Source organism: Clostridium acetireducens DSM 10703 (genome assembly GCF_001758365.1).
GTDB lineage: Bacteria > Bacillota > Clostridia > Clostridiales > Clostridiaceae > Clostridium_C > Clostridium_C acetireducens.
Window position 1 is genome coordinate 1 of record NZ_LZFO01000044.1, and the last position, 13664, is coordinate 13664.

The 13664-nt window shown below is 27.3% G+C and carries 11 protein-coding genes; all 11 read right to left on the minus strand.

Annotated elements, in window-relative coordinates:
* Window positions 1–250: 250 nt before the first annotated feature.
* The 11 genes from CLOACE_RS10600 to CLOACE_RS10650 all read right to left on the minus strand — a co-directional run bounded on the left by CLOACE_RS10600 (window position 251) and on the right by CLOACE_RS10650 (window position 13511).
* Window positions 251–1249, minus strand: a complete 999-nt coding sequence (locus CLOACE_RS10600; RefSeq protein WP_070111189.1) for an ADP-ribosylglycohydrolase family protein — start codon at window positions 1247–1249, stop codon at window positions 251–253.
* 3 nt (window positions 1250–1252) lie between these two features.
* Window positions 1253–2185, minus strand: a complete 933-nt coding sequence (locus tag CLOACE_RS10605; protein WP_070111191.1) for a carbohydrate kinase family protein — start codon at window positions 2183–2185, stop codon at window positions 1253–1255.
* A 12-nt stretch (window positions 2186–2197) separates the two neighbouring features.
* Entirely contained in the window at window positions 2198–3268 is a 1071-nt protein-coding gene (locus tag CLOACE_RS10610) for an ABC transporter ATP-binding protein (protein WP_070111193.1), read from the minus strand.
* Between the two features lie 34 nt (window positions 3269–3302).
* Window positions 3303–4088 carry an ABC transporter permease gene (locus CLOACE_RS10615; RefSeq protein WP_070111195.1) on the minus strand — a complete coding sequence of 262 codons (786 nt, stop codon included), beginning with the start codon at window positions 4086–4088 and terminating at the stop codon, window positions 3303–3305.
* A 2-nt stretch (window positions 4089–4090) separates the two neighbouring features.
* Window positions 4091–4909 (minus strand): ABC transporter permease, encoded by an 819-nt coding sequence (locus tag CLOACE_RS10620; RefSeq protein ID WP_070111197.1) that lies wholly within the window; start codon window positions 4907–4909, stop codon window positions 4091–4093.
* Window positions 4910–4977: 68 nt separating this feature from the next.
* Complete coding sequence (locus CLOACE_RS10625; RefSeq protein WP_070111202.1) at window positions 4978–6078, minus strand: ABC transporter substrate-binding protein; 1101 nt, start codon at window positions 6076–6078, stop codon at window positions 4978–4980.
* Window positions 6079–6248: 170 nt separating this feature from the next.
* Complete coding sequence (locus CLOACE_RS10630) at window positions 6249–7361, minus strand: Ger(x)C family spore germination protein (RefSeq protein WP_070111204.1); 1113 nt, start codon at window positions 7359–7361, stop codon at window positions 6249–6251.
* On the minus strand, window positions 7345–8451 hold the full coding sequence (locus CLOACE_RS10635; RefSeq protein ID WP_070111206.1) for a GerAB/ArcD/ProY family transporter: 1107 nt from the start codon (window positions 8449–8451) through the stop codon (window positions 7345–7347). Before CLOACE_RS10635 ends, CLOACE_RS10630 begins: the two co-directional genes overlap by 17 nt.
* A complete protein-coding gene (locus CLOACE_RS10640; RefSeq protein WP_070111208.1) occupies window positions 8444–9913 on the minus strand; it encodes a spore germination protein in 1470 nt (489 codons plus the stop codon). The genes CLOACE_RS10635 and CLOACE_RS10640 overlap by 8 nt, the downstream gene beginning before the upstream one ends.
* A 541-nt stretch (window positions 9914–10454) precedes the next feature.
* Window positions 10455–11798, minus strand: coding sequence for a magnesium transporter (gene mgtE / locus CLOACE_RS10645; protein WP_070111210.1), 1344 nt, complete (start codon window positions 11796–11798; stop codon window positions 10455–10457).
* A 438-nt stretch (window positions 11799–12236) separates the two neighbouring features.
* Window positions 12237–13511, minus strand: coding sequence for a cation:proton antiporter (locus tag CLOACE_RS10650; RefSeq protein ID WP_070111212.1), 1275 nt, complete (start codon window positions 13509–13511; stop codon window positions 12237–12239).
* Window positions 13512–13664: the final 153 nt, after the last annotated feature.

Sequence of the window (13664 nt, forward strand, 5' to 3'; positions counted from 1 at the left end):
ATTTCATTAAGACACTCTAAGAATAAAAAATAAAAAAACTCCTACCCAATTTATGCCCCGTCCTTGGGGCGGAAATTGGCTCATCACGTCCTGTGATGAATTACGGAGTTTTTTTATTTTTTATTCTAAGACTGTCTAAAATTCATTCAAATTATTTACAAACTCTATTTATGAGGCTGTATTATTATTTTTATATAAATTATTTTTAATTATTTTTTTATGAAATTATACTACCTTTATTTACCTCAAATTACCTGTATTCACTATGAAATATTAAAAGATTTCTGGCTATACTTTTTAAATCTATATTATTAGTATTTTTTATATAATTCATCCAATTTTCATTTATTTCATAAGTTCCCTTAAAAGCACCGCATAAAGCTGCTACTATAGAACCATTAGTATCTGCATCGTCACCTAAATTTATTGTATTAATTAGTGCTTTTTCAAAATCTCCTTTTGCAGCATAAAAAACACCTAAACTAAGAGGAATGGATTCATAACTTTTCATGCTAGCACCAAGATGCCTGTACAATATATTAGCTATATCCTCTAGAGATTTTCCTTGATTTTTATCTACTAAATTCATTGCCAAAATTATTCTATCTAATACAGAAGGTGCTGGAATATCAAAACCTTGCTCTTCACCATATTTTGCACCATATATAGAAGCTTCCATAACTTCTTTTAAAGAAGTGTTTCCTTCTACAGATTGTGATACTGCTGCTGCAATAGCACAAGTAGCTGCTGCTCCTGGTTTACTTCCATGAGAAGGCTTTGCTGACACAAAAGCTTCTTCCACTGCTTTTTTTACATTTCCATGATAAAATATCCCCAAAGGAGCTACTCTCATAGCACCACCATTAGTATCTCCTAATTTTCCTATTTCATCTATATCTTTGCATTCTATTATTCCCTGCAAAAACCTTCTAGTGCTTGGACCTATAACATCAGATTCTAGCATTTTATTTTTAATAGCCCAATTTTTCATTTTATCTATAAATAAGCTTCTCTTAAAATATCCTGCTTCTATAATTACAGAAGCTATAATCAAACTTTCTTCTGTATCATCTGTTATTTCACCTTTTTCTAGTGAAAAATGTGCCACTTGTGCTTCTTTAGGTTTGTTAAAATCAATTATTTTTCCATAAGTATTTTTAATTTCACTTGGTGTCATAAATGAAGCAGGCATTCCCATAGCATCTCCTATTGCTCCCCCTATTAAGCATCCATAAGCTCTATTTAACATTTTTTAATCCCCTTTCACTAATTTCATTACATCTTTTTCATTAAATTTTACATTAGGTCCTATTTTAGTAGTTGCTATAGCACCACAAGCACAGCCTATTTTCAATATATTTTCCAAAGAATAATTCATTAAAAATCCGTATATACATCCTGCTGCAAAGCTATCCCCAGCTCCTGTAGTATCTACTGAATTTACATTGTAACCATTAAATTTATATTGTTTTTCTTTAGTATAAGCATAAGCTCCTTTTTCTCCTTTTTTTACCATTATGTAATTTATTCCTTTTTTAAAACAATAATTTAAAAAATATTCTTCTTTTATAGAAAACACTTTACAAATTTGCTTTTTTTCTTTTTCATTAGGTACTATTATGTCTGTTAATTTTAAAACTTGTTCTAAATTTTTTAAATTTACACTGCTTACTAAAGCCCCAGGGTCAAACATAATTTTGCCACCTTGATTTTTAATATTATTTAATACATATAATTTTTCCTGAAAATTTTCTTCATCTAAAATATAATAAGCTGTTAAATACACAAAATCTATATTTTTTATAATTTCATGTTTTATCATACTGTAATCCAATTGATTTTCGCAGCCTGTGTAAGTCATAAAAGTTCTTTCGCCCTCTTCATCCACTATAGTTATGCAGTATCCTGTTTTTTGGTTTTCTTCTAATTTTATAAAATCTTCCTTAAAACATTGTTTTTCTATATACTTTTTTATAAATTCTCCATTTTCATCACTGCCAATTTTAGATACTATGTAAGGTGTACAATTTAAATTTTTTAAAGTTACAGCTACATTAGTGGCACAACCACCTACACTTTGAAAATTTTCTTTAATAAAAGTATCTCCGCCTTTAATTGGATATTTTTCTACCAATAAATATTTATCTACAACTATTCCTCCTAAAGCCAAAACATTTTTTTTCATAAATTCACCTACTTATTTATATAATATTAAACTGCTTTTTTTGTCCCAAGAAATATACACTTCATCTCCTATATTATAGGAAAAGTCTCTTTTAAAATTTTGTTTTTGAACTTTTACTTCTTTGTCTAAAGATTTAATTCTATATAATGAATTATCTCCTGCATAAGTTACAAATTCTATTTTCCCCTTAATAAAATGAGTGTTTTCTGGTTTTTCTTTATGAATATTCATTTTTTCCGGTCTTATAGTTAGTATTATATTATCTCCTATTTCTACTGGCTTTGTACTTTCAAATTTAAATTTTTTATTATTATCTAATAAAATCTCATATAATTCATTTTGTTTTGATATTACTTTCCCTCTAAAAAAGTTTGCTTGTCCCAAAAAATCTGCTACAAAAGATGTTTTTGGATATTCATATATATTTTCAGGAGTATCTATTTGTATAATTTCTCCTTTATACATAACAGCTACTTTGTCGGACATAGTAAGTGCTTCTTCTTGGTCATGAGTTACAAATATAGTAGTTATACCTATCTTTTTTTGTATTTGTTTAAGCTCTATTTGCATTTCTACTCTTAATTTTTTATCTAATGCACTTAAACTTTCATCTAATAAAAGCAATCTAGGCTTTATAATTAATGCTCTAGCTAAAGCAACTCTTTGCTGTTGACCCCCAGATAATTGCTTAGGTTTTCTCTTTTCAAAACCTTTAAGCTGTACCATTTCTATAATTTCTTCTACTCTTTTTTTTATTTCTTGTTTTGAAATTTTTCTCTGTTCTAGTCCATATGCTATATTTTGCTCTACATTCATATGAGGAAACAATGCATAGCTTTGAAAAACCATGCCTATATTTCTTTTATATACAGGCAATTCATTTATTTTTTCTCCATCTACTATTACTTCTCCATAATCTGCATCTTCAAAACCTGCTATTAATCTTAATGTAGTAGTTTTTCCGCAACCAGAAGGTCCTAAAAGAGAAATAAAATTTCCCTTTTCTACTTGTAAATTTATATTATTTAAAACTGTATTTTCTCCATACTTTTTCGTTAAATTTTTTATATTTAAATAATACATTTTTTTCCTCCCTATTTTTATTCTATAATTAATTTTATTTAAACATGTTTTTCAGCGAAGATTGCATTAATGCTGCAATTAATACTATTATTACTAAAGAGAAAGAAAGTATTATGGTAGACACTGCATTTATCTCTGGTGTAAATCCAAATTTAATAGAAGAATATATTTCAATTGGAAGAGTAGAAGTTCCTGTAGGCATTAAGAAATAGGATATTACAAAATTATCAAAGGATACCATAAAAGAAAGAAATCCTCCTGCTAATATTGCTGGAAGTATTAGTGGAAAAATAATTCTTCTAAAAGTGGTCCATTCATTAGCTCCTAAACTTGAAGAAGCTTCTTCTATAGATTTATCCATATCCGCCATTCTAGCAGCAATAACTAGCACAGCATAAGGAAGAGAAATTACCACATGTCCCATTAAAACCATAAATAAATTTTTGTCTAAGCCTAAGTATTTTAAAAATAATAAAAGTGAAAGTCCCATTATAATCCAAGGAATTGTAAGAGGCAAAATGACCACTGCATTAGCTATGTTTTTTAATGTTTTGCCACATTGTCTAATTCCTAAAACAAGAGCTGTAGCTAAAACAATGCATATAATTGCTGTTATAAAAGCTATGTACAAGCTATTTATAGTAGAATTTATAAGTCTGTCATTATTAAATAAAGCACTATACCAGTTGGTACTAAATTGAAAAGGAAGTGAATTGTATTTAGATTTGTTAAAAGACATAATCATAAGTATTATTATAGGAATGTATAAAAAAACAAATATTAATAGTGCATAAAAATAAGATAAAAATTTCCTTTTCATAACTACACCTCCTGGTTAAAATAAGATAATACTTTCATAGATATAAGCACTAATGCTAGCAGTATAAAGGCTATAGCTGCACCAAAATTCCAACCGTATATTTCGAAAAATTGGTCTTCTATTATAGTTCCTATAACAGAGCCATTTACACCACCTAATATTCTTGGTTCCACAAAACTCCCCAAGCAAGGAACAAATACTAATATACATCCTGTTATTATTCCATTTTTACTTAAAGGAAGTATTACATTTATAAAAGTTTTTAGTGGTGATGCTCCCAAACTTTTGGAAGCTTCTATTATAGAAGTATCTATTTTCTCAAGAGACATATATATAGTAATTACCATATAGGGAAAAAACACATGAACAAGACCTATTATAACTGCATTTTGGGTAAATAATAATCCTAAACTGCTGCTACTTATAATGTGTAATTTCTTTAAAAAAACCTCCAAAATCCCTCCATCTCTTAGCAAATTAACCCAAGAATAAACTCTTACTAATTCACTAGTCCAAAAGGGAATTATTATAAGTAATAATAATATATTTTTTCCTTTTTCTATTACCTTTGCCATTATATAAGCCATAGGATAACCTATTAATATACATATAATTGTAACTATTAAACTCAATTTTATGGTTTTTGCTGTAAGTTTTAAATAAAGTCCTTTACTAAAAAAATTTATATAATTATTTAATGTAAGCTTTGCTGTATCTCCATCACTTAAAAAACTGTAATAAAACATAATAAAAAGAGGTACTACTGCAAAAGCTACTAAAATGAAAATTGCAGGACTAGTTAAAGTTGCTTTCTTTTTCATTTTTCCCCTCCATATTATATAGTGTATTAAATTATTGGCACAAATATTTAATTTGTGCCAATAAAAATTTAGTTAGCTTTTACTTCTTGCCATAATTCATTCCATTTTTTCTTTGTATCTTCTCCACGATAAGCTATAAAGAATAGTCTATTTAAAACATCTTCTCCCATAGCATTTTCTTCTACTAATTTTGGATCTAAAGCTGCCACTGCTTCTCTATTAGTTGGAGCTGGTCCACCTTTTTCAGCATATTTCTTTTGAAAATCTTTACTTATCATATAATCTATAAATTTATGTGCTAATTCCTTATTTTTTGAACCTTTTGCAATAGCCCAATTATCTACCCAACCTACAGCACCTTCTTTTGGCACTACATATTTTATTGGTTGACCTTCTTGTTTCATAGTAGCTGCTTGTCCACTCCATAATACTCCTAGAGCTATTTGTTTATTAGCAAATAGTTTTGTCCATTCATCTCCAGTTTTCCAATAAGTCTTATTTAAAGGCTTTTGTTCTAATAATTTTTTCTTTATAGCATCTAAGTCCTTTGGATTATTAGGATCTTGTCCTAAAACTGAAGCTGCAATCATAACAGCATCGTTATAATCATCTCTAAAAGCTATTTTTCCTTTATATTTTTCATCCCAAAGGCAATTCATATTATCAATATCCTCTTTTACTAAATCTGTATTATAAGCTATACTAGTAGAACCCCAAACCCAAGGAACTGCATAATTTTTTCCCTCCATTTTATTTTCTGGTAAATTTTTAAATTTATCAAATATTTTTGAGTAGTTGCTTATTTTGCTTATATCTATTTCTTCTAAAAGTCCTTCTTTTTCAGCCACTGGAAGTATAGATGAATTTGGAAGGCATACATCTATTTTACCTTCTCCTTCTGTTCTTAATTTAGTTAAAAGTTCTTCTTCTGAAGCCATGTATTGATTTACTATTTTACAATGATTTTTTTCTTCAAATTCTTTCATAGCTTCTTTATCATCAGTAGCATAATCCTTCCAGTTTACCACTACCAATTCTTTATCTCCTGAAGACTTTTCGCTAGTGCCGCCACTATTAGACGATTTCAAACCACAAGCAGATACCGTAAACGTTAAACATACTACAGCTAATAATGCAGCTGTTTTTTTGGAAAATAAATTTTTAAACATTTAAATAACCCCTTTCAAAATTTTCATATTTTGAATTTAATATTAATTTTGCTTACACATTTCCTTACATTTTTATATTCTAGATTTTTTTTGAAATTCCTCTAAAAAATGAATATTTTCTACATTAACTCTTCCATCTCAACTAAAAAAAGATTGCACAGCAATCTTTTTTAATAATCTCCTCTTCCCTGATTTTTTACTTTTACTTTTACATTTACTTCTATATTAGAATTTACTACTTCTTTGTTCCAATCTATTCCCTTTTTTCTTCCATATTTAGCTGCTGCATATTTTCCAAGACCTAATACATCAAATTTATATTCATTTTGAATTTTATCAATATAATAATTGCAATCATCTTTTACTTCTTTTTCCATGTCTTTAGTAAACTTTTTTAATTTTTCTTTATCTTTGTTTAAACCTAAATATAATTGATTGTTTGTTATATCCCCTTCTAAATTAAGATTAATTACAAAATTGTATTTTCCATCTTTTTTATAGCATTTTACCTTTTTACGAGACTTTGTATAAAAACTTATATATTCTTTCATGTTTTTTTGAATTGTAAGTATTCCTTTTAACTTATCATATTTTAATAAATTTATATATTTAGCTTCTTCCAAATTTGTTTTACCCATCATTTTATCACCTTTGAATAAAGCTAATCCTGTAGTAGCTAAGCCATCTTTTGTTATATCTATATAAGGCAATGCTGGATTTCTTCCTTCTGCATCTGCTCTAACCATTAAATCTGTTACAGTAAATTGCTTTGAAAAAAAATTAAATTGGTTTAAATTTTTTATAATACCCTCTAAGTATTCTGCTGCATTAGTACTTTGATTTTTTGTATACATTAATATATCTTTAGATTTACCACTACATACAGCTATAAGTCCTCTATCATTTACTTGTGGATTATTAATCCATACATCTATTATAGTTTTTAATCCCTTTTCAGATTGCTTTTCACTTAAAATATATATTTTTTCCAATCCTACTATGAATTTTTTACTAGATTTAGTGGATCTTTTTTCTCTTGTTTCTGCTATGTTTAGTGCAGAGCCGTTTCTTAATTTTGCTTTTACATCGCTTTGTTCATCTTCCAGTGTTAATATATATATGTCATATTCTTCTCCTTTTAAATCATATCCTATGCCTATAGGTATATTAAGATTTTCAATTAAATCTCCTTTGGAACCTATAAATGAATATATAAAAATAACTAAAATACATATATAAAATATAGGTTTTCTATTTATAATTTTTTTATTTTTTTTGGACATTTTTATCACCTTTTTTAAAGAATATACAAATTGAAATAACAGTTATATATAACAAATTTAAAGGTACATATATAGGCATTATTTTATTTATAAAACTTCTCCTTATAACAGGATTACCATAAAATAGTGATATTATAAAAAATACTACATATAAAACTAATATTATATTTTCTATTTTCCATTTATTTACCATTTCTTTAACACTAAATGCCACAGCATAATAATTATTTGCCAGAGTTCTAAATATCAAAATTGAATTTAAAACCATAGCTACATATCTAAAGGAATTTATTATAGGTATCATAACACTTTCACTTACTGTTATAACAGGCCATAAAAATTTAGGAACTATATCTATGCCTAAATAATAAATAGTTATAAAAGTTATCCATAAATATAAAAATGCAGTTATTACAGAAGCCTTTAATCCTGCACTTTTAATTTTATCTTTTTCTTTTACAAAAGGATATATTAAAAATAATATTTCTGCACCAGTATAAGCAAAAAACGTATTCTTTGTAGCTTTTAAAATATCTATAGCTGGTGTATCAAATACAGGCATTAAATTTAAAATAGTTCCTTCTTTAATAGCACCTATAGGTATTAAAAAAATAGGTAATGTAATATAAAAAATAACTTCATTTACTCTAGCTAAATTAACAAGACCTTTATACGCTATAAAAGCTGGCACCATAAACATAACTATAAGTATTTTTTTACTTTCCAAAAAAGGAGTTATATATATTTTAAGTACATTACTTAATCCAGCAGCTACTGTTGTTTCTGCTAATATAAAAAATGATATAAATATTAAATTTAATATATTCCCAATAACTTTTCCAAAACACATTTTACTTAAATGTAATATGTTTTTTTCAGGATATGTTTTAGCCATAAAACTTGCCATTATAACTAAATACACAGGATAAGCTATACCTAGTATTGCAGCTATCCATCCATCTTGGTTAGCATTTTTCACCACATCTGCAGGTAAATTAATCATTCCAAGACTTACCATACTTCCAATTAATATAGTTGCACATTGGTGAGCTGTTATATAATTTTTATTATTTGAATTAATTTCACTCATTCTTTTCACCTTTTAACTTAAAATCACTTTGTCTTATACTATCTTCATTAGGTATAACCTCTGGTCTTTTATTCATCTTCCATAAAGGTGCTCTTATAAATATATCCTTCATATCACTTTTATAAAAAGATAAATAACTTACTCCATAACTGTCTAAAGAACACAAATAAGCTAATATAAAAAACCAGCCTATTACTATGCCATACATACCAAGCCAATTTCCCAAAACTAATATAACATAACTTAATAATCTCATACTAAGTGCCATTTCATAATTAGGAATTACAAATGTAGCTGCAGTAGTAATTCCCACTACTAGCAAAGTAGTAGGACTAACTATTTTTGCCCTTATAGCTGCATCTCCTATAATAATACCTCCTACCACACTTAGTGTTTGACCTATTTTAGAAGGAAGCCTAAGTCCTCCTTCTCTTAGAAATTCTATAGTTAAATTCATACCTAAAATAGACATAAAGGGCGTAAGAGCTATACCTCGCCTAGCTTCTACTATTGCCTTTATAAATTGTAAAGGTATTAATTCTGTATTAAATTTTATAAGTGTTACATAAACTGCAGGAAAACTTATAACTATAAATGCTGCTAGCATTCTTAAAACCCTAGCAACAGAAGCTACTGTAGTTCTATGATAATAATTTTCCACAGTTTGAAAAAATTCTATAAATGTACTAGGTAAAGTAACTACAAAAGATGTACCTTCTACAAATACAGCAACTTTTCCTTCCATTAAATTTGATTCTACTACATCTGGTCTTTCTGTAGAAAAACTTTGAGGAAATATAGAATAACTATGTTTTTCTATAAGTTGTTCCATTACTGCTGATGCAGGAATATAATCTACATCTATGCTCTTTATTTTATCTGATATTTTATTTACCAATTTTTGATTAGCTATATCTCTTATATACATAACTGCAATATCTGTTTGACTTCTTCTTCCTATATAAAAATAATCTGTAGTTAAGTTTTTATCTTTAATTCTTCTTTTCATAATACTTATATTAACTTCTAAATTTTCTATAAAACCTTCTCTACTGCCCTTGGTGGAAAATTCATTTATAGACTCTGTTACACTTCTGTGTTCATACTGAGTAGTATCTGCAATTATAAATTTGCTAAATCCTTGTAATATAATTATGGTTTTGCCTCTTTTTATACTTTGAACTACTTCATTCATATCTGATGAAACTTTTGTATTACTTAAAGGTATATATTTTTTAGCTAAATACTCTATATCTTTAATGTTTTTTATTTCATTGCCAGCATAAATCATTAAAGGTTTTAATATGTCTCTATCTATTAATGATTTATCCACTAAACCATTCATATACAGCAAAAAACCTTCCACAGAACCTATTAATAATTCTTTTGTTACTAATTGAATAGGACTGCCTATATATTTTTTTATTTCATCTACTTTTATTTTTGCTTCTAATTCTTGCATACAAACTCCACCTCAAGTATATTGTTTCTTATTAACAGGAATTTATTCACTAAAAATTTCGACAAATACTTTTTTAGTTAAGAGCTTTTTTAGTTAAAAGTTAAGAGGGAAGAGTTTAGAGTTGTGGAGAATTTCTTTCGTACCTCAAGAAATCTATTTTATATGTTTGAATAAACGCAAAAAAAATACAATTCCAGTAAAAATAAAATTTTTACTGGAATTGTACCTCAACTCTTCACTCTTCCATCTTAACTCCTAACTCCAAAATATCTTCCCAACAAAATCAAAAATTTTTCGCAATGCAATGGAGAAAAATTCCCCACAACTCCTAACTCTTCCCTCTCAACTCTTAACTCCAAAATATCCTCCCAACAAAATCAAAAATTTTTCGCAATGCAATGGAGAAAAATTCCCCACAACTCCTAACTCTTCCCTCTCAACTCTTAACTCCAAAATATCCTCCCAACAAAATCAAAAATTTTTCGCAATGCAATGGAGAAAAATTCCCTACAACTCCTAACTCTTCCCTCTCAACTCTTAACTAAATATTAAGCAACACCCTAGCTACTGAAAAATAAATAATAAGAGAAGTAGCGTCTACTACTGTAGTTATAAGGGGGCTTGCCATAATAGCTGGGTCAAGTTTTAATTTTTTTGCAATCATAGGTAAAATAGCACCTACTATTTTAGCTAAAACTACAGTAAAAAATAAAGTTATACATACAGCTAAAGAAACATTATAAGGAACTTTTTCTACTAATCTTATTCTTAAATAATTCAAAAACGCAAGGGAAAATCCAACAATTACACTTACTCTAAGTTCTTTCCAAATTACTTTAAAAACATCTTTTCCTTTAATTTCTCCTAAGGCAATACTTCTTATAACCAAAGTAGCAGATTGAGAACCTGCATTACCGCCAGTATCCATAAGCATAGGTATAAAAGCTGTTAAAATAACTACAGATTGAAGCACATCTTCAAATCTTTTTATAATATTTCCTGTAAAAGTAGCAGAAATCATAAGTATTACAAGCCACATAAGCCTATTTTTAGCTAATGTCCAAACTCCTGTGTCTAAATATTTTTCTTCGGAAGGTGCCATTGCTGCCATTTTTTGAAAGTCTTCTGTGTTTTCTTGGTCAATAACATCTACTATATCATCTACAGTTATAATTCCCGTTAATCTACGCTCCTTGTCCACTACTGGAACTGCAATTAAATCGTATTTTTTAAACACTGCAGCAACTTCTTCTTGGTCTTGGTAAGTATTTACATAAGCTATGTCCTTTTTCATAATTTCTTCTACTTTTAAATTGTAGTCACTTAATATTAATTTTCTTAATGATACAATTCCTTCCAATTTCCTTTTTTCATCTATAACATAGCAAGTGTAAATAGTTTGTTTATTTACTCCATATTCTTTAATATGTTCTAAAGCTTCTTTAATAGTCATGTTTTTTTTCAAATCTACATATTCTATAGTCATTAAGCTACCTGCAGAGTATTCAGGATAATTCAAAAATTGATTTATTAATTTTCTCTGCTCTACATTAGAGTGCTTTAATATCTTTTTTACTATATTAGCAGGCATTTCTTCTAACAAGTCTATCATATCATCAAAGTACAATTGTTCTATCATGTATTTTATTTCTTTATCATTAATAGAAGAAATAATTTTTTCTTGAAAATCATTATTTAAATAATTAAACACATCTACTGCTAAATCCTTAGGTAACATTCTAAATACTAAAATAGCTTCTGCTAATTCTAAATTTTCTATTAACTCCGCTATATGAACAGAGTTAAAATTTATAATTTTTCCTCTAACTTCTGTAAATTTTTTATTTTTTATTAGTTCCAATATTTCTATTAATTCTTCTTTCATTTATATCACCTCAGCTTTAATTTCAAAATGTTAATTTATAATTATTTGTAATAGTCTATGCATAGTAAGTGATAAAATAAACATTATTGCTTTAAAATTTGATTTTTATAGAAGCAAGTATGCTATAAAATCAAAAAAATATTATTTTTAGCAATTGATAAAATAAAAATTATTTCTATTTAAAATTTAATAAATAATTTTTACCACTTATTATACATAGTTTATTTAAACTAATAATTACAAATTTAAAGTTTCTCCCTCCAGGAAAAGAATCTTCCATAAAATTCCACCATCCTTAAAATTTAAATTTAATTGCATAAATAAAACTTAGATTAATAAATCTAAGTTTTACTACTTTATAATACCATATTTTTTACAATATGTGAAATAAAAAATACCCATTAATTCACTATTTTTTTAACTATAGCAACATTTTCATTACTTATTACTTCTATTTATATCTTCTATTTTTTTTACTTCTGCTCTTACAGGTTTAGCTTGTACAGGAACACTTTGTTTTTGAAATTCTTCAACTTCTTCATTTTTATGAGAGTAAACAAGTTTTAATAATATAGGAGTTATTATGGTAGTTACTATAACTACTATTATTACTGGAGCTAAATAAATATCTTTTATAAATCCAGAAGCCACTCCTATGTCTGTAACTATTAATGCTACTTCTCCTCTTGATATCATTCCCACACCAATTTGTAATCCTTCTTCTTTACCAAAACCACAAATTTCTGCTCCAAATTTACATCCATAAAGTTTAGTTAAAATAGCCACTAAAAGTAATAATATTGTAAATATAATCATGCTAGTATTCATTTTATATATTACAGTGGTTATACCTATATTTGCAAAGAATATTGGTGAGAAAATTGCAGTGGATATAGTTTCTACAGATTCTTTTATATAATTATGGTCTTTAGTAAGTGATAATATTACTCCAGCTACATAAGCTCCTGTTATATCTGCTACTCCGAAGAAATGTTCTGCATTAAATGACATTATAAAACAAAATACTAATGCATAAATTATTACTCTTTTAGTATCAAAACTTATATATTTTAAATCGCTGAAACCTTTTTTAAACAACATACCTAGTAATACTGAAACTGCAAAGAAAGCTACTATTTTAATTATTACAATTCTTATACTAGATTGTGGATTAGACATACCTGTTATAATAGCTAAAAGTACTATTCCTAAAATATCATCTATAACTGCTGCACCAAGTATGGTAGTTCCTGAATGGGTTTTTAATTTTCCCATTTCCTGAAGAGTTTCAACAGTTATACTTACTGATGTGGCTGTTAAAATAACACCTATAAAAATGTTTTGAAGGGTGGTAGTCATTCCTCCAGAGAAAGGAGTGCCAGCATTGTTAAAAAATCCTGCTACTAAAAATCCTCCTATTAAAGGTAGAAAAACTCCTATTAAAGCAACAATTGTAGAAGCTTTACCAGATTTTTTTAGTTCCTTTAAATCTGAATCTACACCTGCATTAAACATTAATAAAATTACACCTATTTTTGCCATTTGGGTTAAAAAATCATTAGGTTTAACTAAATTTAAAAAAGATGGGCCAATTAAAAGGCCTGCTATAAGTGCCCCAACTACCCTAGGCATCTTTAATCTTTTAGTTACTGCTCCTAAAAGTTCCGTACTTAATAAAATAACTACTAAATCTATTAAAAATTCTATAGACATTTTATCCCCCTCCTCATTCAATATTTCTAAACATACATCCTTTGGAATTTAGTGTAAATCATTGAATCTCAAGAAATATTTTCTATTTAATCATATTATATTATATAAATGTGTACAATACATTAACTTTAATGAAATTATTTATATATTATT

Bases quoted from the DNA above. Each gene is read 5' to 3' on its own strand.
- CLOACE_RS10650 (WP_070111212.1), bottom strand. From the start codon at position 13,511: ATGTCTATAGAATTTTTAATAGATTTAGTAGTTATTTTATTAAGTACG.
- mgtE (WP_070111210.1), bottom strand. From the start codon at position 11,798: ATGAAAGAAGAATTAATAGAAATATTGGAACTAATAAAAAATAAAAAA.
- CLOACE_RS10615 (WP_070111195.1), bottom strand. From the start codon at position 4,088: ATGAAAAGGAAATTTTTATCTTATTTTTATGCACTATTAATATTTGTT.
- CLOACE_RS10605 (WP_070111191.1), bottom strand. From the start codon at position 2,185: ATGAAAAAAAATGTTTTGGCTTTAGGAGGAATAGTTGTAGATAAATAT.
- CLOACE_RS10625 (WP_070111202.1), bottom strand. From the start codon at position 6,078: ATGTTTAAAAATTTATTTTCCAAAAAAACAGCTGCATTATTAGCTGTA.
- CLOACE_RS10610 (WP_070111193.1), bottom strand. From the start codon at position 3,268: ATGTATTATTTAAATATAAAAAATTTAACGAAAAAGTATGGAGAAAAT.
- CLOACE_RS10630 (WP_070111204.1), bottom strand. From the start codon at position 7,361: ATGTCCAAAAAAAATAAAAAAATTATAAATAGAAAACCTATATTTTAT.
- CLOACE_RS10640 (WP_070111208.1), bottom strand. From the start codon at position 9,913: ATGCAAGAATTAGAAGCAAAAATAAAAGTAGATGAAATAAAAAAATAT.
- CLOACE_RS10635 (WP_070111206.1), bottom strand. From the start codon at position 8,451: ATGAGTGAAATTAATTCAAATAATAAAAATTATATAACAGCTCACCAA.
- CLOACE_RS10620 (WP_070111197.1), bottom strand. From the start codon at position 4,909: ATGAAAAAGAAAGCAACTTTAACTAGTCCTGCAATTTTCATTTTAGTA.
- CLOACE_RS10600 (WP_070111189.1), bottom strand. From the start codon at position 1,249: ATGTTAAATAGAGCTTATGGATGCTTAATAGGGGGAGCAATAGGAGAT.